The sequence below is a fragment of the Allosediminivita pacifica genome (assembly GCF_003054175.1).
Taxonomy (GTDB): Bacteria; Pseudomonadota; Alphaproteobacteria; order Rhodobacterales; family Rhodobacteraceae; genus Allosediminivita; species Allosediminivita pacifica.
The window spans coordinates 107815-132057 of sequence record NZ_QBKN01000008.1; the positions used below are offsets into that span (position 1 = coordinate 107815).

At 66.4% G+C, this 24243-nt stretch carries 22 protein-coding genes; 11 read left to right on the forward strand and 11 right to left on the reverse strand.

Annotation, left to right across the window (positions count from 1 at the left end):
- Nucleotides 1-397 precede the first annotated feature (397 nt).
- From der to C8N44_RS08180, 4 genes are all read left to right on the forward strand, one after another.
- On the forward strand, nt 398-1849 hold the full coding sequence (gene der, locus C8N44_RS08165; RefSeq protein WP_107975700.1) for a ribosome biogenesis GTPase Der: 1452 nt from the start codon (nt 398-400) through the stop codon (nt 1847-1849).
- Between the two features lie 422 nt (nt 1850-2271).
- The gene (locus C8N44_RS08170) at nt 2272-3369 is read left to right on the forward strand and encodes an aldo/keto reductase (protein WP_107975701.1); all 1098 of its coding nucleotides are present in this window, start codon (nt 2272-2274) and stop codon (nt 3367-3369) included.
- Nucleotides 3370-3502: 133 nt separating this feature from the next.
- Entirely contained in the window at nt 3503-4393 is an 891-nt protein-coding gene (locus C8N44_RS08175; RefSeq protein WP_107975702.1) for a cation diffusion facilitator family transporter, read from the forward strand.
- Nucleotides 4394-4489: 96 nt separating this feature from the next.
- Nucleotides 4490-5104, forward strand: coding sequence for a 2-hydroxychromene-2-carboxylate isomerase (locus C8N44_RS08180; RefSeq protein WP_107975703.1), 615 nt, complete (start codon nt 4490-4492; stop codon nt 5102-5104).
- Between the two features lie 26 nt (nt 5105-5130).
- On the opposite strand, the gene C8N44_RS08185 is transcribed toward C8N44_RS08180, so the two are convergent.
- The 3 genes from C8N44_RS08185 to C8N44_RS08195 form a co-directional block, all read right to left on the reverse strand.
- Nucleotides 5131-5832: a hypothetical protein gene (locus C8N44_RS08185; RefSeq protein WP_107975704.1), complete on the reverse strand. Its 702-nt coding sequence runs from the start codon at nt 5830-5832 to the stop codon at nt 5131-5133.
- Entirely contained in the window at nt 5829-7121 is a 1293-nt protein-coding gene (gene serS, locus C8N44_RS08190; RefSeq protein ID WP_107975705.1) for a serine--tRNA ligase, read from the reverse strand. Before serS ends, C8N44_RS08185 begins: the two co-directional genes overlap by 4 nt.
- Before the next feature lie 64 nt (nt 7122-7185).
- Entirely contained in the window at nt 7186-7842 is a 657-nt protein-coding gene (locus tag C8N44_RS08195) for a trypsin-like serine peptidase (RefSeq protein WP_107975706.1), read from the reverse strand.
- A 205-nt stretch (nt 7843-8047) separates the two neighbouring features.
- On the opposite strand from C8N44_RS08195, the gene yajC reads away from it, so the two are divergent.
- From yajC to C8N44_RS08215, 4 genes are all read left to right on the forward strand, one after another.
- A complete protein-coding gene (gene yajC, locus C8N44_RS08200) occupies nt 8048-8335 on the forward strand; it encodes a preprotein translocase subunit YajC (protein WP_107975707.1) in 288 nt (95 codons plus the stop codon).
- 7 nt (nt 8336-8342) lie between these two features.
- Nucleotides 8343-10004 carry a protein translocase subunit SecD gene (gene secD / locus C8N44_RS08205; protein WP_107975708.1) on the forward strand — a complete coding sequence of 554 codons (1662 nt, stop codon included), beginning with the start codon at nt 8343-8345 and terminating at the stop codon, nt 10002-10004.
- A 1-nt stretch (nt 10005) separates the two neighbouring features.
- Nucleotides 10006-10974 carry a protein translocase subunit SecF gene (gene secF / locus C8N44_RS08210; protein WP_107975709.1) on the forward strand — a complete coding sequence of 323 codons (969 nt, stop codon included), beginning with the start codon at nt 10006-10008 and terminating at the stop codon, nt 10972-10974.
- Nucleotides 10975-11240: 266 nt separating this feature from the next.
- Entirely contained in the window at nt 11241-11594 is a 354-nt protein-coding gene (locus tag C8N44_RS08215; RefSeq protein ID WP_107975710.1) for an Mth938-like domain-containing protein, read from the forward strand.
- A 16-nt stretch (nt 11595-11610) separates the two neighbouring features.
- On the opposite strand, the gene C8N44_RS08220 is transcribed toward C8N44_RS08215, so the two are convergent.
- Nucleotides 11611-12675: a site-2 protease family protein gene (locus C8N44_RS08220; protein WP_107975711.1), complete on the reverse strand. Its 1065-nt coding sequence runs from the start codon at nt 12673-12675 to the stop codon at nt 11611-11613.
- Nucleotides 12676-12805: 130 nt separating this feature from the next.
- Complete coding sequence (gene ssb / locus C8N44_RS08225) at nt 12806-13300, reverse strand: single-stranded DNA-binding protein (protein ID WP_107975712.1); 495 nt, start codon at nt 13298-13300, stop codon at nt 12806-12808.
- Nucleotides 13301-13490: 190 nt separating this feature from the next.
- Between ssb and C8N44_RS08230 the strand changes: the two genes are divergently transcribed.
- Nucleotides 13491-14090, forward strand: a complete 600-nt coding sequence (locus C8N44_RS08230; RefSeq protein WP_107975713.1) for a lytic transglycosylase domain-containing protein — start codon at nt 13491-13493, stop codon at nt 14088-14090.
- 141 nt (nt 14091-14231) lie between these two features.
- A complete protein-coding gene (locus tag C8N44_RS08235) occupies nt 14232-15206 on the forward strand; it encodes a hypothetical protein (protein WP_146178829.1) in 975 nt (324 codons plus the stop codon).
- Nucleotides 15207-15209: 3 nt separating this feature from the next.
- On the opposite strand, the gene C8N44_RS08240 is transcribed toward C8N44_RS08235, so the two are convergent.
- From C8N44_RS08240 to miaA, 6 genes are all read right to left on the reverse strand, one after another.
- A complete protein-coding gene (locus tag C8N44_RS08240) occupies nt 15210-17294 on the reverse strand; it encodes a dipeptide ABC transporter ATP-binding protein (protein WP_107975715.1) in 2085 nt (694 codons plus the stop codon).
- 90 nt (nt 17295-17384) lie between these two features.
- Entirely contained in the window at nt 17385-18578 is a 1194-nt protein-coding gene (locus C8N44_RS08245; RefSeq protein ID WP_107975716.1) for an ABC transporter permease, read from the reverse strand.
- A 10-nt stretch (nt 18579-18588) separates the two neighbouring features.
- Entirely contained in the window at nt 18589-19635 is a 1047-nt protein-coding gene (locus C8N44_RS08250) for an ABC transporter permease (RefSeq protein WP_107975717.1), read from the reverse strand.
- Nucleotides 19636-19730: 95 nt separating this feature from the next.
- Complete coding sequence (locus C8N44_RS08255) at nt 19731-21398, reverse strand: ABC transporter substrate-binding protein (RefSeq protein ID WP_107975718.1); 1668 nt, start codon at nt 21396-21398, stop codon at nt 19731-19733.
- A gap of 224 nt (nt 21399-21622) precedes the next feature.
- The gene (locus tag C8N44_RS08260) at nt 21623-22459 is read right to left on the reverse strand and encodes a helix-turn-helix transcriptional regulator (RefSeq protein ID WP_107975719.1); all 837 of its coding nucleotides are present in this window, start codon (nt 22457-22459) and stop codon (nt 21623-21625) included.
- Nucleotides 22456-23367 carry a tRNA (adenosine(37)-N6)-dimethylallyltransferase MiaA gene (gene miaA / locus C8N44_RS08265; protein WP_107975720.1) on the reverse strand — a complete coding sequence of 304 codons (912 nt, stop codon included), beginning with the start codon at nt 23365-23367 and terminating at the stop codon, nt 22456-22458. The genes C8N44_RS08260 and miaA overlap by 4 nt, the downstream gene beginning before the upstream one ends.
- A gap of 83 nt (nt 23368-23450) precedes the next feature.
- Between miaA and pyrH the strand changes: the two genes are divergently transcribed.
- Nucleotides 23451-24185, forward strand: a complete 735-nt coding sequence (gene pyrH / locus C8N44_RS08270) for a UMP kinase (RefSeq protein WP_107975721.1) — start codon at nt 23451-23453, stop codon at nt 24183-24185.
- Nucleotides 24186-24243: the final 58 nt, after the last annotated feature.

A 24243-nucleotide genomic window follows, 5' to 3' on the forward strand; every position in this document is an offset into this window, starting at 1 on the left:
AGGGGCCAGATGGCCCCTTCTCGATTTCACTCCCTGTCGGACCGGCCGACTTTGTCATTGGTGCGACGCTACGAAAGTATCTGTTGCTGGTCAACATCCTTTTACACAAGGCCTCGAGCACATCGTGACGCAAAAAAGCCGCGCCCGAGGGCGCGGCCAGTCTGACAGGGAGGAAGTCAGCCCGGAGCAGGAGAGGACATGTGCCCCGGACATCAGGCACACTGCCATCGGCGAGTTAAGGATCCATGTTTGCTGCGGTGCGCGGCCGCGACTTAGCTGTGTAGAATGCGACGTATTCCCGGGGACTTCTGATCGGATGCATGAAGAAGGAGACCTGCTGGACAGCCACGACGTTTTTCCCTAGACACGCGCTCTTGATCCGCGGCAGGAGGCCGTCATGAGTTTTTCGCTTGCCATCGTCGGGCGGCCCAACGTGGGCAAGTCCACCCTTTTCAACCGGCTCGTCGGCCGGAAGCTCGCGATCGTGGACGACCAGCCAGGCGTCACACGTGACCTGCGCGACGGCGAGGCCAAGCTGTGGGACCTGCATTTCACAGCGATCGACACGGCCGGGCTTGAAGATGCTACTGACGATTCGCTGCCGGCGCGGATGCGCAGGCTGACCGAGCGGGCCGTCGAGGAGGCCGACATCTGCCTTTTCGTGATCGACGCCCGTACCGGGATCACACCGACGGACGAGGTCTTTGCCGAGATCCTGCGCAAGCGCGCGAAGCACGTCATCCTGGCCTGCAACAAGGCCGAGGGCAGCGCGGGCGAGGCTGGGCTGATCGAGGCCTGGGGTCTGGGGCTCGGCGAGCCGCTGGCGATCTCGGCCGAGCATGGAGAAGGCCTCGAGGATCTTTATGCGGTGCTGCTGCCCCTTTCCGAGGGGTTCGAAGAGCGGGCCGCCTCGGAGGCACCCGAGGTCGATGTCGACGTGGGCGACGAGGACGAGGACGCGCCGCGGCCTATCACGGCCGACAAGCCGCTGCAGATCGCGGTGGTTGGCCGGCCGAACGCGGGCAAATCGACGTTGGTGAACAAGGTTCTCGGCGAGGAGCGCCTGCTGACCGGGCCGGAGGCTGGCATCACGCGCGACGCGATCTCGGTCGGTGTCGAGTGGGGCGGCGTGCCGATGCGGATCTTCGACACCGCGGGCATGCGCAAGAAGGCCCGGGTTCAGGAGAAGCTCGAGAAGCTATCGGTCGCCGACGGGCTGCGTGCGGTGCGCTTTGCCGAGGTCGTGGTCGTGCTTCTGGATGCGGCCATTCCCTTCGAGGTGCAGGATCTGAAGATCGCCGACTTGGCCGAGCGCGAGGGCCGCGCCGTCGTGGTGGCGGTCAACAAGTGGGATGCCGAGACCGAGAAGCAGGAAAAGCTGCGCGACATGCGGGCGACCTTCGAGCAGGTGCTGCCGCAGCTGCGTGGCGCCCCGTTGGTGACGATCTCGGCGCGGACGGGCAAGGGGCTCGACAAACTGCAGCAGGCGATCCTCGAGGCGCATAGAGTCTGGAACCGGCGCGTGACCACCGGGCAGCTCAATCGCTGGCTCGAGGGGATGGTGTCGCGGCACCCGCCGCCGGCGCCGCAGGGCAAGCGGATCAAGCTGCGCTACATGACCCAGGCCAAGACCCGGCCGCCGGGCTTCGTCGTCATGTGCTCGCACCCCGACAAGCTGCCGACGAGCTATCGCCGCTACCTCGTCAACGGGCTGCGCGAGGACTTCGACATGCCGGGCACGCCGATCCGGCTGACCATGCGGTCGCAGGCCTCGCAGAACCCCTACAAGAACAAGCGCGAGAAGAACGCGGGCGCCCTGCGCAAGCACCTCGACAAGAAGAAGAAATAGCGCGCTGCACCGGCACTGCGCGCGACCGGTGCGGCGGGGGCCGCGCCGGTCTTCTTGTATCAGGGGGAGGCAAAAGTGGGGGCTCTGCCCCCGTCCCTGCGGGACTCCCCCGAGGTATTTCAGGCGAAAAGAAGCAGGGCGCGCGTGACGGGCGTGCCGTCCCGTGGCACGCCCGTCGGTGCTTCGGGGCGTGCGGTCGCCGAGGTCGGCGCGCGTCCGGTTTCATGAACGCGGCTCATACCGACTTGTCTTCCCCTGCGCATTTTCGGAGCCCGGCGCCCGTCTAGCTGTCGTGGAAGCCGCGCGGGCCTGCCGTCGCGCTCTCCCGGTCTGACCGGAAGGGCATTAACGGCGTCGCGGATGTTGAGGCGCATCCGTGCGGGGCAGGCAGGCGGCCGGAACAGACAAGGAAAGACAGAGCCATGAAATACACCATCCTCGGCACATCCGGTCTGAGCGTCTCGACCATGGCGCTCGGCACAATGACCTTCGGCGCGGAATCGACCGAAGAGCAGTCCCTTGCCGTGCTCGACGCCTTCATCGAGGGGGGCGGCAACCTGATCGACACTTCGAACGTCTACGCGGGAGGCGAGACCGAGGCCATCATTGGCCGGTGGTTCGCGTCGCGGCCCAAAGACGTGACGCAGCACGCGATCCTCGCCACCAAGGGGCGCTACAGCGTCCGTCCCGAGATCAACGCGCACGGCTTGTCGCGCCGCAGCCTGCACAACGCGCTGAACGAGTCGCTGGAGCGGCTGCAGGTCCAGACCATCGACCTTTACCAGCTGCACGCGGCGGACATGCTGACGCCGGTCGAAGAGACGGTGCATTTCCTCGCCGACGCGATCCGGGCGGGCAAGATCCACACCTACGGGCTGTCGAACGTGACCGGCTGGCAGCTGCAGCTTTTCGTCTCGACGGCCGAACGGTTGGGCCTGCCGAAGCCGGTGTCGCTGCAGCCGCAGTACAACCTGCTGTCGCGCGAGATCGAGTACGAGATCCTCCCCGCGGCCCGGTACAATGGTCTGGACCTGCTGCCGTGGTCGCCGCTGGCGGGCGGCATCCTGACCGGCAAGTACGAGCGTGGCGGCACCGCGCCTGAGGGCACCCGCGCCGGTGACGGGAGTGCGCTTTACGAGTGGTCGACGGCGGAGTTCCTCGAAGGCGACCGGAGCTGGGACATCGTCGATGCGCTGCGCGAGATCGCTCGGGACCACGATGCGACCCCGGCGCAGGTGGCGCTAAAATGGCTTGCCGACCGGCCGGGTGTCGCGGCGCCCATCGTGGGTGCACGGGATGCCGATCAGCTGAAGGCCAACCTCGCGGCCGCGGACCTGGAGCTCGACGGCGGCGCGGTCGAGCGGCTCGAGTTCCTAAGCAGGCCGGTCCCGCGCAACACCTACCCCTACGGTGACTTCGGCGTGGCCCAGCGAGACCGCTTCCTCGACGCGGGCAAGCAGGTGGTGTTCGAGGTCGTCAAGGACGGTTCGGACGATCCGCTGAACGGCAAGGTGACCTGAGCCGCCGCCGCTCGCATCGGCCCGGGCGCAGGTCCGGGCCGATTGCCCTCAAATCTCGCCAACCCGTGGTTGCCCGGCGGCGCGGGCGGCGATAGATGGGGCGTCCCTGTTTCCCGCCGGGAGAGTGCCGCCCGTGTCGACCCCAATCCGTCTTGCCATCGGCAGTATCATCATCGGCGCTCTCGTGCTGGGCATCAAGACGCTGGCCTGGTGGATGACCGGGTCGGTCGCGCTGCTTTCGGATGCGCTTGAGAGTACCGTGAACGTGGCCACGGCCGTCGCGGCGCTGATCGCGATCCGGGTCGCCGCGCGCCCGGCTGACGACACGCATCCCTACGGGCATCACAAGGCAGAGTTCTTCAGCGCAGTGCTCGAAGGCGTGATGATCATCGTGGCTGCGCTGTTGATCCTGAACGAGGCCTGGCAGGGGCTGCGGTCGCCGGTGGCGCTGGAGCTTCCGCTGGTGGGTCTGCTGGTGAACGCGGGCGCGACGGTGATCAACGCGGTCTGGTCGCGGATCCTGATCACGAAGGGCCGCTCGGCGCAGTCGCCGGCGCTGGTGGCGGACGGGCGTCATCTGATGGCCGACGTGGTGACCTCGCTCGGCGTGGCGGTTGGCGTGCTGCTGGCCGTGGCGACGGGATGGTGGATCCTCGATCCGCTGCTGGCAGGGGCGGTGGCGCTCAATATCCTCTGGGCGGGGTCGCGCGTCGTGCGCGAGTCGCTGAGCGGGCTGATGGACGAGGCGGCCCCCGAGGCTACCGTACGCTGCGTACGCGAGGTGATTTCGCAGGAGGCGGGCGGCGCGGTCGAGGCACACGATCTGCGGACGCGGCACGCGGGGCAGGCGATCTTCATCGATTTCCATCTGGTGGTGCCCGCCGAGATGACGGTCTTCGACGCGCACGAGATCTGCGACCGGGTCGAGGAGGCGCTGAAGGAGGCCGTGCCCGGCGCGCGCATCACCATCCACGTGGAGCCCGAGCACAAGCAGAAGCATTCGGGGATCGTCGTGCTGGATTGATGCGGTTTCGCGCGGATTTTCGTGCTCCTTTTACCTTTTTGCCTGCAAGATGCCGGAGAAAGCGGTCGCGGGGAGGCGGCCTGCAGGAGGACGCGCATGGCCCACATCGATTTCTGGTACGCGATCGGCAGCACCTACAGCTATCTCACCATCATGCGGTTGCCCGATCTCGCCGCAGCCGAGGGGCTCGACATCATCTGGCGGCCCTTCGACGTGCGCCACGTGATGACGCATCAGAACAACATCCCCTTCAAGGACAAGCCAGTGAAGGCCGCCTACATGTGGCGCGACATAGAACGGCGGGCCGAGGGATACGGGCTGCCGCATGCGCATCTGCCCGCCCCCTATCCGCTGAAGCACTTCGCGCTGGCCAACCGGCTGGCGGTGCTGGGCATGCGGCAGGGCTGGGGCGTGGCCTACACGCGTGCCGCCTACCGGCTGTGGTTCCTGGCCGGGCATCCACCGGGCGAAGAGCCCAACAACACCGAGGCGCTGGAGGCCGCGGGCGTCGACCCGCTCAAGGCCGTGGCCGAAGCGGAAAGCGCCAAGATCGGCAAGGCGCTGCAGGTGGAGACCGATCTGGCCATGGATCTCGGCGTCTTCGGCGCGCCGAGCTTCGTCGTGGATGGCGAGGTCTTCTGGGGCGACGACCGTCTGGAGGATGCGATCTCGTGGCTGCACAACGGCCGGGTCACGCTGCCCCAAGCCTGAGGCCGGGTCTCCGGCGCGCGCTCAGCTCACTCGGTGTCGGTGCCGCGCAGGGCGAGGATCGCGAAGATGCCGAGCAGCGCCAGCAGCGTGACGGCGGCGTTGAAGGGCTGCGAGTTCGAGACGATCACGCCCACCAGTGCCCAGATCACCGTGATGCCGTATTCGGGCGCCCGGTGCAGGCGGTATTGGGTAGTGACGGCGATGATCACCGCGATGGAGAGCGCGATGAGCGCGGCTGGCGTCTCGGGGAGCCATTCGTAGCCCGCCAGCAGCAGCCCCAGCGCCACGCAGGCCGCCGCGGTGAGCCAGCCCGCCAGCAGCGCCACCGGCGCCTGTTGCAGCCACCGGTCCGTGTCGCCGACGCGGAACAGGCTGACCAGCGCACCGGCCAGCATGATCCAGATGAGCAGCGTGGCGAGCACCGGCGAGACATTGGCGACCGGCAGCCAGATGGCTCCCACGGCGAGGCTGACCAGTAGCGGCGGGCGCATGGGCGCCCAGTCCGGGTCGGCCCAGCGGCGCAGCAGGCCGAAGCCGGTGCCGGCCAGAAGCCAGAGGTAGATCAGCCCCCAGATCGAGAAGGCGTAGCCCGAGGGCTGCACCGGAGGGTCGTCCTGGGGGGCCGGGAACTGCGAGGGGTCGAAGCCGTCGAAGCCGCCCGTGAAGAAGGGCGACGCCGCGAAGGCCAGCGCCGCCACGAAACACAGGATCGCCCAGAGGCGGTTCATTCCAGCGCACCTTCCGGAGTGATGCGTGTCTTGCCGCCGAGCCAGGGGCCAAGCACCTGCGGCAGCACCACGCCGCCGTCCTCGGTCTGCCCGTTTTCCAGTACGGCGATGAGGCAGCGCCCCACCGCAAGGCCGGAGCCGTTCAGCGTGTGGAGGAACTGCGGCTTGCCGCCGCCCTCGGGCTTGAATCGGGCATTCATGCGCCGCGCCTGGAAGTCGCCGCAGACCGAGACCGAGCTGATCTCGCGGTAGGTGTTCTGCCCGGGCAGCCAGACTTCGATGTCATGGGTCTTGATCGCGCCGAAGCCAATGTCGCCGGCGCAGAGCACCACGGTGCGGTAGGGCAGATTCAGCGCCTCGAGGATGCCCTCGGCGCAGCGGGTCATGCGCTCATGCTCGTCCATGCTGAGGTCCGGGTGGGTGACGGAGACCATCTCCACCTTTTCGAACTGATGTTGGCGGAGCATGCCGGCGGTGTCGCGGCCGGCGCTGCCTGCCTCGGAGCGGAAGCACTGGGTGTGGGCGACGTAGCGGCGGGGCAGGTAGCCTTCGTCGAGGGTGAGCCCGTTGACGATATTGGTCAGCGGCACCTCGGCGGTGGGGACGAGCCACCAGCCGTCGGTGGTCTTGTAGCTGTCCTCGCCGAACTTGGGCAGCTGGCCGGTGCCGTACATCATCTCCTCGCGCACGAGGACCGGCGTCCAGGTCTCGGTCAGGCCGTTCTCGTTGGTGTGCGTGTCGAGCATGAACTGCGCGAGCGCCCGGTGCAGGCGCGCGACGGCGCCCGACATCACGGCAAAGCGCGAGCCCGAAAGCTTGGCGGCGGTTTCGAAGTCGAGCCCGTCCTGCACGGCGGCGAGCTGGTAGTGCTCCTTCGGCTGGAAGTCGAAGGCGCGCGGCTCGCCCCAGCGGCGGATCTCGACGTTGTCGGCTTCGTCCGCGCCGTCAGGCACGTCGTCGTGCAGCATGTTGGGCAGGCCCATGAGCAGGTCGGTGAGCTGGGCGTCGAGCTCCCTGGCCTTGGCCTGCATTTCGGCGACTTCGGTCTTCTTGGCGGCGACCAGTTCGCGCAGGCGCGTGAACTCGGCCTCGTCGCCCTGCGCCTTGGCCTTGCCGACCTCCTTGGAGGCCTTGTTCTGTTCGGCCTGGGCGGTTTCGGCGGCGGTGATGGCGGCACGGCGCGCCTGGTCGAGCTCGAGCACCTGGGACGCGCTCGGCTCCACACCCCGGCGGGACAGCGCCGCGTCGAAGGCGGCGGGATTGTCTCGGATGGCGCGGATGTCGTGCATCTTGGTGCTCCTTCTGCGTGAGTCGGGGCCGGTTATGCCCGATCTTTCGGGCAGAGGGTAGGGCTCAGCGCGCCAGTCTTCGCCGCAGCCAGTCGTCGACCGGAACGGCGAGGGCGCGGCTGCCGGAGATTGCGGAAAGCACGGCGACGACACGGGTTGCGGGACCCACGCCCGCGAGGACAGGGCCACCGGACTGGCCGCGTTCGACCCGGCAGGAGAGGCGCCAGATGGCGCGGAAGGCCTCGCCTGCGCAGCCGTCCTCGCGGCGAAGCCGGTGCGGGGCGCTGCGCGGGTAGCCGAGCAGGGCGAAGGGACCGGCGGGTGGACTGATGCCGAGGGCCAGCGGAGTGATGTCGAGCGGTGTCTCCAAGGTGACGAGGGCCAGGTCACGGGTGATGTCGATGCGACCGTCGCGGAAGGCCCCGGGGTGGGCTTCGACCGTGAGGACGCCGGCGGCACCGGAGTGCGACGCGCCGTCCCAGCCCGCGACGAAGACCATGTCCTCGGTGCGGCGGGCGTACCCGTCGTCGCCCAGCACGCAATGCGCGGCGGTCAGGACAAGGTCGGGCGCGACCAGCGTGCCGGTGCACATCTGGAGCCGGTTGTAGCCGCCGAGGTTCAGCCGACCCACGGCGGGGCCCGCGTCATCGGCCAGGGCGGGCAGGGCTGGGACCGCTGCGATCAGCAGGACCGCGAGTCGGCGAAGGAGGGGCAGGGGCACGGGACATGGCTCCGAAGTGACCGGGCGCGCCTGTCAGGGTAGGCGGCACCGGCCGCGGTGCAAGTCCCCTCTCCTTACATCGCGGCCTTGCGCCGCCGGTGACAGGGGGCCATCGCGCCGCACTCTCCTTGCATCCCACGGGCCCCGCGCATAGGTTCCGCGCAATTCGCGGGGGTGCCCCGCTTGACACCATACAGGAGTGCCCATGGATCCCGCAGCCCTCGGACAATTCGTTCCGCTGATCCTTATCTTCGCCATCATGTATTTCCTGCTGATCCGTCCGCAGCAGAAGAAGATGAAGGACCACCAGAAGATGGTCGAAGGGCTTCGCCGGGGCGACCAGGTCGTCACCCAGGGCGGGCTGATCGGCAAGGTAACCAAGGTCAAGGAAAACAACGAGCTCGAGGTCGAACTGGCCGAAGGCGTTCGTGTCCGCGTCGTGCAGAACACCATCGCGCAGGTGACCTCCAAGACCGAACCGGCCGAAGGCTGAACCGGCGATGCTCCAAGTCGAGACCTGGAAACGCGTTCTGATCTGGGCGCTGGTGGCGGTTGGTCTGCTGCTGGCGATGCCCAACCTCTTCTACGATCGGGTGGAACGGCACAACGATGCCGTTTCCGCCATCGAGGGGGGCGCCGATACTTCGGAAAACCGGGACGCGGCGGGGGCATGGCCCTCGTACCTGCCCTCGGGGCTGGTGAATCTGGGGCTCGACCTGCGGGGCGGCGCGCATCTTCTGGCGGAAGTCCAGGTCGAGGATGTCTATGCCGCGCGGCTGGAAAGCTTCTGGCCCGAAGTGCGCGACACGCTGCGCCCCGAGCGTGACACGGTCGGCACCATCCGGCTTCAGCCCTCGGCGGCCGACGAGCTGCGCGTGCGCATCGGCAAGCCCGAGAACATGGAACAAGCGCTGGAGCTCGTCCGGGGCCTGGCTTCGCCGGTCCAGTCGCTGACCGGTGCGGGATCGACCGACATCACGGTACGCGGCGAGGGCAGCGACATCGTCGTGACGCTCTCCGAGGCCGAGCGCGAGGCGACCGACGATCGCACCATGCGCCAGAGCCTCGAGATCATCCGCCGCCGTATCGACGAGGTCGGCACGCGCGAACCGACGATCCAGCGCCAGGGCTTCGACCGGATCCTGATCCAGGTGCCCGGCATCGGATCGGCGCAGGAGCTCAAGGACATCATCGGCACGACCGCGCAGCTGACCTTCCAGCCCGTCGTCAGCCGGACCTCCGATCCTGACGAGAACCCCGGTATCGGCAACGAGCTGCTTCCGTCGATGGATCAGGAGGGACTGTACTACGTGCTCGAGCAGGCGCCCGTCGTGACGGGCGAGGAACTGAACGACGCGCAGCCCACCTTCGACCAGAACGGCCGGCCGGCGGTGAACTTCCGCTTCAACCCCTCGGGGGCGCGGGCGTTCGGGGATTACACCGCCGAGAACATCGGCTCGCCCTTCGCCATCGTGCTCGACAACGAGGTCATCAGCGCGCCCGTCATCCAGAGCCACATCGCGGGCGGGTCGGGCATCATCACCGGCGATTTTTCGGTCGAGGAAAGCACGCAGCTTGCCGTGCTGCTTCGGGCCGGTGCGCTGCCGGCGCAGATGACCTTCCTCGAGGAACGCACGATCGGTCCGGAGCTCGGCCAGGACAGCATCGAGGCAGGCCAGATCGCCACGGCAGTGGCCTTCATCGCCGTGCTCGTCTTCATGGGGCTCAGCTACGGGCTGTTCGGGCTCTTTGCGAATATCGCGCTCATCATCAACATCGGCCTGATCTTCGGCCTTCTGTCGACCATCGGCGCCACGCTGACCCTGCCGGGCATCGCGGGCATCGTGCTGACCGTGGGTATGGCGGTCGACGCGAACGTGCTTGTCTTCGAGCGCATCCGCGAGGAACTCAAGACCTCTCGAGGGCCGGCACGCGCCATCGAGCTTGGCTACGAGCGTGCGCTCTCGGCCATCGTGGATGCCAACATCACCACATTCATCACCGCCGTGATCCTGTTCGTCATGGGCTCGGGCCCGGTGCGCGGCTTTGCCGTCACGCTGGGGCTCGGCATCCTCACCTCGGTCTTCACCGCGATCTACGTGACGCGGCTGCTGATCGTGATGTGGTTCGAACGCCGCCGTCCCAAGACGATCGAGGTCTGATATGCGCCTGAAACTGATACCGTCCGAAACCTCGTTCGACTTCTTCAAGCGCTGGCGGCTCTGGCTGGGGATCTCGGCCGTAATGATGGTGCTGGCCTTCGCGAGCTTTGCCATCCGCGGGCTGAACTACGGCATCGACTTCCGGGGAGGCACGACCATCCGGACGGAAAGCTCCGAGCCGGTGAACGTGGGGGCCTACCGCGACGCGCTGCAGGCGCTGAACCTTGGCGACGTGGTGATCTCGGAGGTCTTCGACCCGTCGTTCGGGCCGGATCGCAACGTGGCCATGGTGCGCATCAGCGCCCAGGACGCCGAGGCCTCAGTCACGCCCGAGACCATCGACAGGGTCCGTGCGGCGCTGCAGGAGATCGCTCCGGACGTCGAGTTCGTGTCCGTGGAATCCGTGGGGCCGAAGGTGTCGGGCGAACTGATCCAGACGGCCGTGGTGGCGGTGGCGCTCGCGATCGGCGCGGTGCTTGTCTACATCTGGCTGCGTTTCGAGTGGCAGTTCGCCCTGGGGGCCGTCGTGGCCCTCGTGCACGACGTGATCCTGACCATCGGCGTCTTCTCGGAAGTCGGGATACGGTTCGATCTTGCGATCATCGCGGCCTTGCTGACCATCGTGGGCTATTCTCTGAACGACACCGTGGTGGTCTTCGACCGGGTTCGCGAGAACCTGATCAAGTACAAGTCGAAGGGTTTGAAGGAGGTCATGAACGTCTCGATCAACGAGACGCTGTCGCGGACCTTCATGACCTCGTTCACGACGCTGCTAGCGCTGATCTCGCTCTTCGTGCTGGGCGGGGACGTGATCCGGGGCTTCGTCTTCGCGATGATCTGGGGCGTGATCGTCGGGACCTATTCGTCGATCTTCGTGGCCAGCGCGATCCTGCTCTGGCTCGGCGTAAAGCGTGACTGGTCCAAGCCGACCGACACGACCGGCAACCAGTTCGGCGACGTGGACGCCTGACGCGAAAGGGCCCCGACATGCGGGGCCCTTGGTTCTTCATTGATGCCAGTTCGAAAACAAAGACTGTGTCATTGGCATGTCAAAAGACGTTGTCTGATCTGACTTTCTTCTTGGCGTTAACGATTCGCTAACCTATGCTGCAGTTGCGAAATCCGAAAAAACCACGCGATTAACCTGCCGATATGATTGCTCGTTGTGCTATCGCACAAAATCATATCTTTACTGAGTCCGGAAATCTGCACAAGAACTGACGGGGGGACGCCAGGATGCGTCTGAACGAGATCACCTATACCGATGCCGAACCGGTCGACGGTTACGGCCCCGGCTTTTTCCGAATCGGCGGCAAGGCCGTCGACGGTCCGCTTCTTCTGTCGCCCCAAGGGACCAAGGCATGGGGCGGCATGGCCGATAGCGAAACGCTGCTTGCGCTCAAGGGCGATATCGACGTGCTGTTCGTCGGCACGGGCAACGACACCCGCCACATTCCCGGCGAGCTGCGCAGCGAGCTCGAGGAGGCCGGCATGGGTGTGGAGGTGATGAATTCACCCTCCGCGTGCCGTACCTACAACGTCCTGCTGAGCGAAGGCCGGCGGGTCGCGCTGGCGGTCCTGCCGGTTTGAGATAGCTTGCGCGGCCCTAGGAGCGGCCGCGCAACATCATCAGTTCCCCGACATTTTCACGCGTGACGTAGCCGATCACGTGCCCGGCCTTGTCGGTCGTCGCGACGGCCGGTGCATGGTCGAGCGCCTCGAGCGCGTCCTGCAGAGGCGCGCCGAGCGGCAGCGCGGGAATTTCCGTCTCCATCAATTCGCCAACTGGGCGCGTGTTCTGTCCTTCGGCCATGCCGTAGAGCAGCGCTTGCCGCGTGAGAAAGCCCGCAAGACGCCCTTCGGCGTCGAGCACCGGGAACTCGTGCTGGGTCGTGCGGATGAGCGTCTGCGCGGCCACGTGCAGCGGGTCGGAGGGCGTGAGAGATTCGAAGGCGGTGATGGTCGCGTCGCGCAGCTTCAGATGGCTGGCGATGTCGCGGCTCTGCACGTCGCTCGATTCCGCCTGCGCGGCGATGAAAATGAAGACCGCGATCAGCACCAGGATCAGGTTTCCCGATGTCAGCCCGAAGAGGCCGAAGAGAAAGGCCACGACCTGCCCCGTGGTGGCCGCAATCCGGGTGGCACGAACGCGGGTCAGCTTCGTGGCAAGCAGCGCGCGCAGTACGCGCCCGCCGTCCATCGGGAAGGCCGGGATCAGGTTGAAGAGTGCTAGAAAGAGGTTCACCGCCGCGAGCCGCCCGAGGAAGGCGCCGCTGGTGCCGGGATCGACAAGCGCCGTCAGCGCCGTGGACGCACCGAAGAGGGCGAGCAGTGCCCAGATCACCACGTTCACGGCAGGTCCGGCGAGGGCCACGGCGATCTCCTGTCCGGGCTTTTCCGGCATCCGTTCCATGCGGGCCATGCCGCCGATGGGCAGCAGGGTGATGTCGGGTGTGGCAATTCCGAAGCGGCGCGCCATGAGCGCGTGGCCGTATTCGTGGGCGACCACGCAGGCGAAGAGCGCCAGCACGAACCCGGTGTTGATCAGCGCCGCCTGTGGGCCGCCGAGCGACCATGCCGAGGCGGCGATCCAGGCGAGCAGCAGGAAGAAGGTGGCGTGTACCCGAAGCTCCGAGCCGAGCAGGCGGCCGAGAGGGAAAGACCAGGTCATGTGAAACCCCGATTAACGTGTGACTGGTAAAGACATAATGCCCGAGCAAGGCTGGTGCCATGACCCGCGCTGACGCATCAGGTTGAAGCGAAAACGCGCCCCGGGTGGGGCGCGTCTGGTTTCGAGTGACCTAGAACGGGATCTCGTCGTCGATGTCACGGGCCGGGGCGCGCGAGCCGCCGCCGCCACCGCCGCCACCACCGTAATCGCCGCCGTAATCACCGCCGGAGGAGCCGCCGTAGCTGCCCCCGCCGCCACCGCCGCCGCCGCCATCGCGGCCGTCGAGGAAGGTCAGTTCGCCCTTGAACGGGCGCAGCACGACCTCGGTGCTGTAGCGGTCCTGGCCGCTCTGGTCCTGCCACTTGCGCGTTTCGAGCTGACCCTCGATGTAGACCTTGGAGCCCTTGCGCAGGTATTGCTCGGCTAAGCGGACAAGCGGTTCGGCGAAGATGGCGACGCTGTGCCATTCCGTCTTTTCCCGCCGTTCGCCCGTGTTGCGGTCCTTCCAGTTCTCGGATGTGGCGATGCGCAGGTTGCACACCTTGCCGCCGTTCTGGAAGTTCCGGACCTCGGGATCCCGGCCCAGATTGCCGATCAGGATCACCTTGTTGACGGATCCGGCCATGACGCCCCCTTCGAATCTTTTTCAGTGGATCTCTTGCTGTTCGCGACACGCTACACGTCCCACCCCCGGAACGCTACACGGGTCCGCGCGGAAAGCAGTCGGGAAAGGGCGGCTTTTCGACGAGATGGTGGCGTCACCCGGCCGGTTCCGTTAAGGTCCGCCCAAAGCCAACGGGGACAGTAGGAACAGCATGCGTTTGACGACGATCTGTGCGGTCGCGGTCGGGCTTATCGCGGGCTCCGCAGCCACGGCCGACATCCTTTCCACGCGCAGCCGCGCCGGGCTTTTCAGCAACCAGACCGGTGTTCTCGACAGCCGCGCGGCCCAGCAATACAACAACTCGGTCCGCCTGCAGCCGCCGAAGGTAGTGACGCCGACCAAGTACGGCACGCTCGACGGAAGCGTCCCGGCCTATCGCGGCAGCTACAATGGCATCTATGCCGAGATGGCCCGCAGCGCCGCGCGCCGGCACGGCATTCCCGAGGATCTTTTCCTGCGGCTTGTCGCTCAGGAAAGCCGGTTCAACCCCAAGGCGCTGTCACACAAGGGGGCGATCGGTCTCGCGCAGCTCATGCCTGGCACGGCAAGCCTTCTGGGTGTCGATCCCGCCGATCCGGAGCAGAACCTCGACGGCGGCGCGCGCTATCTCAAGGCGCAGTACCAGCGGTTCCAGTCCTGGAAGCTGGCGCTCGCGGCCTACAACGCTGGGCCCGAGGCGGTCGTGCGCCACGAAGGCGTGCCGCCCTATACCGAGACGCGCAATTACGTCGCCAAGATCTGGGGCAACTAGGGCGCATTTTAGGAAAGATGTCCGGAATATCCCTAGGTTGAGAGGCGACATTCCGGTCCTCTCTTAACCGTGGCTTGCGGTCTTTCCCGGATCCTGTGGGCGGGTGCTTCGAACCAGGCACCCGTCAGGCAGGATCGCATAGTGTCACGAGCACCCGAGTCACGAAAAACCGACATCTTCAACACGGGCCGGGCCTTCAGGATGGTCGCGGTTCTGGTCTGCCTTGGCCTTCTTCTGCCCCGATCCGCGGCTGCGCAGACCGAGATATGCCGCCTTCCGCCCGAGGTGGAGGCGATCAGCGTCACCCTGCAGCAGATGGCTGGGCGGGACGCGATCGCCAGTGGCAACCTGAGCTACCTGCGGTCGCTTCAGCGCGACATATCGCGATCCCGCGTCCGGAGCAGGGTCGAGGCCTCCGGCATGATCCGCGGTGTGCCGATGGTGATGGAGATGCTCGACCGGGCCGAGCAGATCGCCGCCACCGGCGTGATCGCCGACGCGGAGGGCCTGCAGCGCCTGATCCGCAACATCGACCAGATGGTGCGCCTCAATTGCGTGCCGCTCGGGGGCGACGGGACGCAGGCGGCCCAGCCGCTGGGAACGGTGACCTACGCCGAGACGCGCGATTTGCCCAAGAATTTCGTCACACGCGTGATCGAGCCGATCCTTGGCATCGGCGCGGCCTTGCTGATGGTGACGGGGATCGCGGCGGCGGTCCTTGCGGGCGGGCGTGTCTTCCGCTGGTCCATGGCCTATCTCTACAACACCAAGGCCTGCCGGATCCCCGCCAGCCTGACGGCGCGCGACGGCTCCTTCCCGGTGGAGGGGCTCGTGACGACCATGGGGCGTGGCGGATTGCGCTTTCAGCCCGACGACGCGGCGCTGATGTACGCGCGTCTGGAGGCGATGCCCGCCGGCAAGGTGACCCTCGCGATTGGTGACGCGGCGATCCCGGCGACGGTCAGCGAGAGCTATCCCGGCTACGCGCATTTCCGCTTTGCCGAACGGCTTTCCGTGCAGCAGCAGCAGGAGATCCTGCAGTGCTCGATCATCACGCCCTTCTACATCGAGAGGAGCCGAAGGCGCGGGATGAACCTGCGCCGCGCCGGGTTCTGAGCGTCACTCCGCGGCGATGCGGATCACCGGCGTCATGCCGCGGAACTCCTCTTCGGAAAGGTGGCACTTCACCTGGTGACCGTCCTGCATCTGCCGCATCGGCGGCACCTCGGTCTCGCAAAGATTGCCGGGGACCTTCGATTTCCAGCGGCATCGCGTCTGGAAGGGGCAGCCCGGCGGCGGGTTCATGGCCGAGGGCACATCGCCCTCGAGGACGATGTGCTCTTTCGCGACGCGGGTGTCGGCGATGGGCACGGCGGACAGCAGCGCCTCGGTATAGGGATGGTAGGGCGGGGCGAAGACCTGTTCCGTGGTGCCGAGCTCGACCACGTGGCCGAGGTACATGACCATGACACGGTCGCTCAGGTAGCGCACGATCGACAGGTCGTGGCTGATGAACAGCAGCGTGGTCTTGTGCTCGCGCTGGATCTCCATGAGCAGATCGGTGACGGCCGCCTGGACCGAGACGTCGAGGGCCGAGACGGGCTCGTCCGCCACGACGATGCGGGCGTCACCGGCAAAGGCGCGGGCGATGCCTACGCGCTGTTTCTGCCCGCCCGAAAGCTGCCGGGGCATACGGTCGGCGAATTCGCGCGGCAGCTTCACGAGGTCCAGCAGCGACAGCATCCGTTCACGGCGTTCTGCCACCGTATCGCCGATGCCGAAGATCTCGAGCGCGCGCATGATTTGCGCCCCCACCGTCATCGAGGGGTTGAGCGTGTCGAAGGGATTCTGGAACACCATCTGGATTTCGGACACCGTCTTGGCGCCGCGGTCCTCGATCGACGTGTCCTGGATCTCGCGGTTGTCGAGAATGATCTTGCCCTCGGTCGCCGTCTCGAGCCCCATGAGCACCTTGGCGAAGGTCGACTTGCCGCAGCCGCTTTCGCCCACGATGGCCAGCGTCTCGGATTCGCGCGCCTCGAAACTCAGCGTCTCGTTGGCCTTGACCACCCTCGTCTCGCCCGAGCGCCCGAAGAGCGCGTTGGCGGCAACCTCGTAGTACTTTTTGAGCTCCTCCATGCGCAGGATGACCTTGCCCGGCTCGGTCTTGTCGCGCGCCTCGACGCCCGAGAGCGGCGCGTGCCAGTCGATCTCCTCGAAGCGCAGGCAGCGCGTGGTGTGCCGGTCCGAACCCTTTACGTCGAACATCGGGATCTCACGCTCGTCGCAGAGCCCCTCGACGAAGTAGTCGCAGCGCGGTCCGAAATTGCAGCCCGGCGGGCGTTCGTGGGGCAGGGGGAAGTTGCCCGGGATGGCACGCAGAGGGCGTGCCGCCTTATCGGCGCCGGGCAGCGGGATCGAGCGGAACAGCGCCTGCGTGTAGGGGTGCTGCATCTCATCGAAAACGTCGGCGATGCTGCCGCGCTCGACCGCCTCGCCGGAATACATCACGCAAATGCGGTCGCAGGTTTCGAGCACCAGTCCGAGGTTGTGCGAGATAAACAGCATCGAGGTGCCGTACTTCTGGCCCAGCTCCTTCACGAGGTCCACGACGGCGGCCTCCACCGTCACGTCGAGCGCAGTGGTCGGCTCGTCCAGGATCAGCAGGGAGGGTTCGGCCATCAGCGCCATGGCGATCACGATACGCTGCTGCTGCCCGCCCGAAAGCTGGTGCGGGTAGGCCTGCAGGATGCGCTCGGGGTCCGGCAGCTTCACGTCGGTCACCACCTGAAGTGCCCGCGCGTAGGCCTCCTTGTCGCTGACGCCGCGGTGGATCTTGGGCACCTCCATGAGCTGCTTGCCCACCCGCATGGCCGGGTTCAGACTGGCCATGGGCTCCTGGTAGATCATGGCGATCTCTGACCCGCGCACTCGGCGCAGCTCGTCGGCCGACATCTCCGACAGGTCGCGCCCCTTGAAGCGGATCGTGCCGCCGACGATGCGCCCGTTCACGCCCAGGTCCTGCATCACGCCAAGCGCCACGGTGGACTTGCCGCAGCCGCTCTCGCCCACCAGGCCCACCGCCTCGCCCGGCATGACCTTGACCGAGAAATCCATGACCGCCGGGATCTCGCGCAGGCGGGTGAAGAAGGAAATCGAGAGATTATCGATCTCGAGGATCGGCCCGTCATATTTGTCTTTCATGGCGCGTGTCCCTTTGGGCTCGAGCGCGCGTGGCGCTTCTTCTTGGCGGAAATACTTCGGGGGTCCGGGGGCAGCGCCCCCGGCCTTGTCTCAGTCACGCAAGGACTCCTCGCGCAGCCCGTCGGCCAGCAGGTTAAGGCCGAGCACGAGGCTCAGCAGAGCCACCGCGGGGACCAGCGCCGGATGCAGGTAGATCTGCAAGAGCCGCCGTCCGTCGTTGATGGTGGTGCCCCAGTCGGGGCTTTCGGGCGGGAGGCCCAGCCCGAAAAAGCCCAGCGTGCCCAGGAGGATGGTCGTGTAACCGATGCGCAGGCAGAAATCGACGATGAGCGGCCCGCGCGCGTTGGGCAGGATCTCCCACAGCATGATGTACCAGCGGCCCTCGCCGCGGGTCTGGGCGGCGGCCACGTAGTCGCGTGTCTTGATGTCCATGGCGAGCCCCCGGACGATGCGGAACACCGTGGGCGAGTTCACGAAGACCACCGCGACGAAGACCACGAGGATGCCGCCCGGCACGTCGAAGAGGTCGAGCGCCTGCGGCAGCACCTCGACGCCCGTGCCCGCCTGCGAGATCAGCGAGAGGTAGAGCCAGCCGGTCAGTCCCAGCACCAAGACAAGCAGCGGTGTGCGCAGTTTCGGTCGCGTGTGGTAGCGCGAGTTCAGCAGCACCGCGAGGAAGACAATGGGAAAGACGAAGAGCACCGTCGCCATGTAGCTCGGGATGCCCGTCTCCACGATCTCGGGCGTGACCAGCAGGTAGAAGAGCAGGATCACCGGGAAGGCGAGAATGAGGTTGGCCAGGAACGACAACACCGTGTCGAGCCGCCCGCCGAAGTAGCCCGCTGGCAGGCCCAGCGTGATGCCCACCATGAAGGCGAAGAGCGTGGCCAGCGGCGCGATCTGAACGACCACCCAGGCGCCGTCGACCATGCGGGAAAAGACGTCGCGCCCGAGGTTGTCGCCGCCCAGAAGGTAGTAGGGATAGGCGCTCTCATCGCCGCCGCGCAGCGGGGTGCCGGGCACCTCGTTCTTCATGAAGGCGCTCTGGCCGAGACTGTCGTGCGTGACGATCAGGTCCATGGCGCCGAAGATGCCGGTGAAGACCCAGAACAGCACGAGCGCAAAACCGATCATGCCAATGGGGCTGTCGAACATCTTGCCGTAAAGCCCGAGCTTTCGCTTCCAGGTGATTGATACTGCGAAGACAATCGCTATCGAAACCCAGACAGGCAGGAATTGCGTGAGCACGCGGGTGATGATTTCGGCCCAGGACAGGGGATCCATCGCTCTCTCCTTAGCTCACGCTGATGCGCGGGTTGAGATAGACATAGCCGATGTCCGAGATCAGCTGCGTCACGAGCACGACGAAGACCGACACGACCGAAACGCCGAGCAGCAGGTCAATGTCGTTGTTGCCGGCCGCCTGCACCAGCGTCCAGCCGAAGCCCTTGTAGTTGAAGAGCGTCTCGACGATCACCACGCCGTTCAGCAGCCATGGAAACTGGAGCATGATGACGGTGAAGGGCGCGATCAGCGCGTTGCGCAGCGCGTGCTTCACCACGATGTTGGGAAAGCTCACGCCCTTGAGCCGCGCCGTGCGGATGTACTGCGCGGTCATGACCTCGGCCATGCTGGCGCGTGTCATCCGCGCGATGTAGCCCATGCCGTAAAGCGCGATGGTCAGCACCGGCAGAAAGAAGTTCTCGAAGGTGGCGTTCTCCATCGCCTGCGTTGCGGTGCCCTTGAACCACTTCAGCCCCACGGCGGAACTGGCGAAGACCGCGATCAGGATCACGCCCGAGACGTATTCCGGCGTGGCGGTGGTCACGATGGCCACGGTCGACAGGCTCCGGTCGGTGGCCGAGCCCTCGCGCATGCCCGCGAGCACGCCGATCAGCAGGGCCGTGGGCACCATGAGCAGCATGACCCAGAACATGAGCTTGCCGGTCAGGGCCAGCGCCTCGCCGATGATGCGGCCCGCCGGTTCCTGGAAGACCGTGGAAAAGCCCCAGTTGCCCTGCAGGACGCCACAGAAGGTGGGCGCTTCTTCGGGCGGCAAGCCGGTCTCGAAGCAGCGTCCGCGCAACTCGCCGTCGCTGCCCTCGATCACGTAGCCCGGCATCACGCCGAGCCACTGGCCGTATTTCACCAGCAGCGGCTGGGTGTAGCCGCGGTTGCCGAGCCAGGTTTCGACCTCGGCATCGGACATGCGGAAGTTGCCCTGCGATTTCGAGAGCTTTTCGAGGTTCGGATAGAGGTTCGTTAGGAAGAAGACGATGAACGTCAGGCAGACCGCCGTCAGCAGCATGATCCCGACCCGACGGAGAATGAACAGACCCATGGCGTCCCCTGGCTACTGGGTACCGGACGGCCGGCCCTTCGGACCGGTGAACTTGACGAGGGACCGCCCGCGGCGGGCGGTCCCGTTCTGTCTGGTCAGGCCGCGAAGCCCCATTTGTAGATCTGCGGCATGAAGGCGATGTGCATGTCCGCGCCGACCACTTCGGGCTTCATGTGGCGATAGAGCGAGCGCCAGTAGGGCAGGATCGTCACGCCCTCGTCGACGAGGATCTCTTCCATGCGGCCCACGACCTCGCGGCGCGCGTCGGCGTCTGCGATCGAGTTGGCCTCGGCCAGAAGCGAGTCAAATTCCTCGTTCGAGAAGCCGAACTCGTTCCAGGCCTCGCCAGTGCGGTAGGCGAGCGCGAGGATCTGAACGCCGAGCGGGCGGTGGTTCCAGTTGGTAGAGCTGAAGGGGAAGTTGGTCCAGTCGTTCCAGAACGTGGAGCCGGGCAGGACGCGGCGGCTGACCTTGATGCTCGCGTCGCGCAACTGGGCTGCCACGGCATCGGTGGTGTTCTTGCGCCAGTCGTCGTCGATGGACAGCAGCTCATGTTCGAAATCGGCCATGCCGGCCTCTTCCATGAGCGCGCGGGCGCCTTCGGGATCGTAGGGCAGGCGCTGCACACTGTCGTCGTATTCAGGGTGCACGGGGGCGACGTGGAAGTTGCGCGCCACCTCGCCGCGGCCGGCGTAGCCGAGCTCGAGGCAGATCTCGTTGTCGACGGCCATCACGAGCGCCTGGCGCACGCGCTTGTCGGCATAGGGCTTCATGCCGTCGACCTCGGCGTTCTGGTTGGGGCGCACCACGATGGTCGCGCCGGTCACCACCTCGGACTTCTTGAGCCCGAGGGAATCGAGGATCTCGATGAAATCGCCCACGGATTCGTAAAAGACGTCGACCTCGTCGGCTTCGGCCGCGGCGAGCCAGGCGGCGGGGTCCTGCCCGTAGTCGATGTATTCGATCCGGTCGAGGTAGTAGCCGCCTTCCTCGAAGGCCTCGTTGCCCCACCATGGGTGGTCGCCCTTCACGAGGATGGCCTGGCGGCCGACGGAGAGTTCCTCGACGATCATCGGGCCGGTGCCGACGAGTTCGGAAAGGTCTGCCGCCGGGTCGTAGCTGGGGTGCACGACGGGGGCGGGATAGTCGGACATGCCAGCGATGATGGTGATGTCGGGACGCGGCAGGGTGAGCTTGATGGTGTGATCGTCGACGATCTCGAGCACGCCTTCAGCAAGCTGGCCGGTCTCGGGGTCGATCAGCGTGTCCATGCGGCCGGCCATGGAGTTGCCTTCGACCGACTTGTCGCACCAGCGTTCGATGTTGAAGGCGACGTGTTCTGCGGTGAAGGGCTCGCCGTTGTTCCAGCTTACGCCCTGTCGGACATTGAGCGTGTACTCGGTGGCATCGTCGTTGGCTTCCCAGCTTTCCAGCAGCATGCCGCGGAAGGAGCCGTCGGAGTTGTATTCGACCAGCATTTCCAGGGTGCCGGCGGTGACCCAGCACATCTGGCTCCAATCGTAGGTGCGCGTATCCTTGTGCTGGCGCACCTCGATCTGCATGCGCAGGGTGCCACCTTCCTGGGGCGTTTCCTGTGCGGCGGCGGGGCTGCCGAGGCCGCCGAGGGCATAGGCGGCGGTGGCGGTCATGCCGAGCATGGTGGAACGGGCGAGGAATTCGCGGCGATCCATGAGGCCCTGCTTGAATTCACGCGCATAAAGCTTGGCAGCAGGGTGCACCCACTGATCTTTTGTCTGCGTCATCGTCGTCTCCCTGTGACACATGTTGTCGTTATCCGGCGGGGTCTTTGCCATTGCGCCGTCGTTCTGCCGGTGGCGATGCGCTTTGTCCGTTTGGACGACATTGCGCATTGTTTTCCGCGTCAGGTCAACGGCAGGTTCCGCCAGTTAGATGTTCAAAAACGACAGTCGACCCGACCAAAAACGACAGGGCGGCGGATTTCAAGCCACGTTGTCTCGACCTTACCCTACGCTCGTGCCGGGCGCGTGCGGGCACGGAACCTCAGTTCCGAGGGGGACGCGCCGGTGTGATTGCGGATGAAGCGCGTGAAGTAGGCAGGTGACGCGAATCCAAGCCGCTGAGCAATGTCCTTGATGCTGGGCGTTCCGGTTTCGAGCAGATCGCGCGCTGCATGCAGGCGACGTTCGGTCAGGATCTCCGCCGCGGTCCGGCCACACGCGGCGCGGCAGGCTCGGGTGAGGTGCGTGGGCGTCACGTCAAGCGCCTCGGCAAAGGCGCCCATGGGATGCGGCCCCGCGTAGCTGCGTACGACGGCCTGCGCGTAGCGCCGGGCGAGCTTTTGCGCGGCGCTGTCCGGGGGCTCCTCCCCTGCGCCTGCCGCCGTCTGCCGATGGAGCCAGACCGCGATCAGCCGCATATGCGCTTCGAGGGCGTCGTCCAGATAGGCCCGTCCGCGCTGGGTCTCGCGGGTCATGGCGTCGATCTCGCCGGTGAGCTCGGCCTGCGAGAGGCTGTCACGCACACGGAGCAGAAGCGTGGTCTTTGGCAGGATGCCGACCCGTCCGCCGGGGCACTCGACAAGAAGGGCCTGCGCCTGAGGAGCCAGATCTACAGAAAAGAGCGTACCTGCAGGCAGATAGAGCGCGGTGTTCATGGATATGCCGCGCCGGACGCCGTTCACGATCACGCGCCCTTGGCCGCGTGTCACCCAGAGCAGGACGTCGTCGGGGCGGTCGTGGAGCAGCGTGAAGCGCCAGGGCGCGAGTTGAAGTTTCAGACCATAGCTGTCGCACCGGATCGCGGGCGCCTGAGGCGGCACCGGACGAGGTGCGGTGGCGGTCATCCGGCCAGTGCCTCGCCCGGGACATGCGTCCAGGTTTTCATGCGGGCCCGGAACCAGCTTCGCTGGCGCTTGGCGAACTGGCGGGTGAGGATCGTGGCGCGCTCGGTCGCCGCTTCGAGCGTGGTTTCGCCGCGCAAGTAGGCGATCAGCTCGGCGGCGCCGATGGCCTTGGCCGAAGGGTGCGAAGGCGACCAGCCGGGTTCGTTGGCGCGGGCCTCGGCGAGGGCGCCGGCGGTGATCATCTGGTGGAAGCGCCGTTCGATCCGGGGCGTCAGCCAGTCTTTCGGGGCGTCGACCACGATCGGCTGCGCCTGCTCGAGCGGCAGAAGCGGCGGCGGCGTGTCATCCTGCCATTGGGCGAGGCCGCGTCCGGTGGCGGTCAGCACCTCCCACGCGCGCTGAACGCGCATGGGGTTGGCGGTGTCGATGCGGGTGCGCGTCTCGCCGTCGAGCTCGGCGACGAGTTCGCCAAGCGCGCCTTCCTCGAGACGGACCATGGCCTCTTCCCGGACTTCTTCCGGGACCGGCGGCACCTCGGCCAGTCCCTCGGTCAGGGCGGTGAAATAGAGCCCGGTGCCGCCGATGACGATCGGCCGGGTCGGGCCGTGCAGGAGCGGCGTGACTTCGCGCAGCCAGTCGCCCACGGAATAGGCACGGTCCCCCGGCACATGGCCATAGAGCGCGTGCGGGGCGCGGGCGAGATCCTCGGGGCCCGGGCGCGCGGTCAGCACCCGCCAGTCGTCGTAGACCTGGATCGCATCGGCGTTGACGATGATACCGCCCGCGGCTTCGGCAATCGCGAGCGCAAGCGCCGACTTGCCGCTGGCGGTGGGGCCGGCGATCAGGACGGGGCGCGCGGGGTCATGGTCGCGCAGGATATCGGCAATCGCGTGCGGCGGCTCTGGCATGGCCTTCTTGCGGCATTGCAGAGAGGCCGCTTTTGAGACATTTATGCCGGCGATCCTAGACCCGGGCCAAGGCGGAGCGCAACATGGACGACGGCAGCACACCCCGGACACAGTACAAGCGTGTCCTGCTGAAGATTTCGGGCGAGGCCCTGATGGGCGACCAGGGATTCGGGCTTCACCCGCCGACGGTCCAGCGCATCGCGAAAGAGGTGAAGTCGGTCCACGACATGGGCGTCGAGATCTGCATGGTGATCGGCGGAGGCAACGTCTTCCGCGGTCTCGCGGGCAGTGCACAGGGCATGGAGCGGACCACGGCCGACTACATGGGCATGCTTGCGACGGTCATGAACGCGCTGGCCGTGCAAAGCGCGCTCGAAGGGCTGGGCGTCTTCACCCGGGTCATCAGCGCGATCCGCATGGACGAGGTGGCCGAACCCTACATCCGCCGCCGCGCGGTGCGCCACCTTGAAAAGAAGCGGGTCTGCATCTTCGCCGCGGGCACCGGCAACCCCTATTTCACCACCGACACCGCCGCCACGTTGCGCGCCAACGAGATGAACTGCGAAGCCATCTTCATGGGCAAGAACGGTGTCGACGGGGTCTACGACAAGGATCCCAAGCAGCACGCCGACGCCAAACGCTATGACACCGTGAGCTATGACGACTGCCTGGCCAAGAACCTGCGCGTCATGGATGCGTCGGCCATTGCGCTCGCGCGGGACAACAGCCTGCCGCTGATCGTCTTTTCGCTCGACGAGCCCGGCGGCTTCCGCGGCATCCTTGCAGGGGAAGGCACCTATACCCGCGTCCAGGGCTGAGGTCCGGGCGCCGGGAGGCGCCCATTGATCCGCACTTCGGGGCGGGATATGGGTCTGG

Bases quoted from the DNA above. Each gene is read 5' to 3' on its own strand.
- yajC (WP_107975707.1), top strand. From the start codon at position 8,048: ATGGATCCCGCAGCCCTCGGACAATTCGTTCCGCTGATCCTTATCTTC.
- C8N44_RS08240 (WP_107975715.1), bottom strand. From the start codon at position 17,294: ATGAAAGACAAATATGACGGGCCGATCCTCGAGATCGATAATCTCTCG.
- C8N44_RS08220 (WP_107975711.1), bottom strand. From the start codon at position 12,675: ATGACCTGGTCTTTCCCTCTCGGCCGCCTGCTCGGCTCGGAGCTTCGG.
- C8N44_RS08170 (WP_107975701.1), top strand. From the start codon at position 2,272: ATGAAATACACCATCCTCGGCACATCCGGTCTGAGCGTCTCGACCATG.
- C8N44_RS08230 (WP_107975713.1), top strand. From the start codon at position 13,491: ATGCGTTTGACGACGATCTGTGCGGTCGCGGTCGGGCTTATCGCGGGC.
- C8N44_RS08185 (WP_107975704.1), bottom strand. From the start codon at position 5,832: ATGAACCGCCTCTGGGCGATCCTGTGTTTCGTGGCGGCGCTGGCCTTC.
- miaA (WP_107975720.1), bottom strand. From the start codon at position 23,367: ATGCCAGAGCCGCCGCACGCGATTGCCGATATCCTGCGCGACCATGAC.
- C8N44_RS08245 (WP_107975716.1), bottom strand. From the start codon at position 18,578: ATGGATCCCCTGTCCTGGGCCGAAATCATCACCCGCGTGCTCACGCAA.
- secF (WP_107975709.1), top strand. From the start codon at position 10,006: ATGCGCCTGAAACTGATACCGTCCGAAACCTCGTTCGACTTCTTCAAG.
- pyrH (WP_107975721.1), top strand. From the start codon at position 23,451: ATGGACGACGGCAGCACACCCCGGACACAGTACAAGCGTGTCCTGCTG.
- ssb (WP_107975712.1), bottom strand. From the start codon at position 13,300: ATGGCCGGATCCGTCAACAAGGTGATCCTGATCGGCAATCTGGGCCGG.
- C8N44_RS08260 (WP_107975719.1), bottom strand. From the start codon at position 22,459: ATGACCGCCACCGCACCTCGTCCGGTGCCGCCTCAGGCGCCCGCGATC.
- C8N44_RS08180 (WP_107975703.1), top strand. From the start codon at position 4,490: ATGGCCCACATCGATTTCTGGTACGCGATCGGCAGCACCTACAGCTAT.
- C8N44_RS08255 (WP_107975718.1), bottom strand. From the start codon at position 21,398: ATGACGCAGACAAAAGATCAGTGGGTGCACCCTGCTGCCAAGCTTTAT.
- C8N44_RS08215 (WP_107975710.1), top strand. From the start codon at position 11,241: ATGCGTCTGAACGAGATCACCTATACCGATGCCGAACCGGTCGACGGT.
- der (WP_107975700.1), top strand. From the start codon at position 398: ATGAGTTTTTCGCTTGCCATCGTCGGGCGGCCCAACGTGGGCAAGTCC.
- serS (WP_107975705.1), bottom strand. From the start codon at position 7,121: ATGCACGACATCCGCGCCATCCGAGACAATCCCGCCGCCTTCGACGCG.
- C8N44_RS08250 (WP_107975717.1), bottom strand. From the start codon at position 19,635: ATGGGTCTGTTCATTCTCCGTCGGGTCGGGATCATGCTGCTGACGGCG.
- secD (WP_107975708.1), top strand. From the start codon at position 8,343: ATGCTCCAAGTCGAGACCTGGAAACGCGTTCTGATCTGGGCGCTGGTG.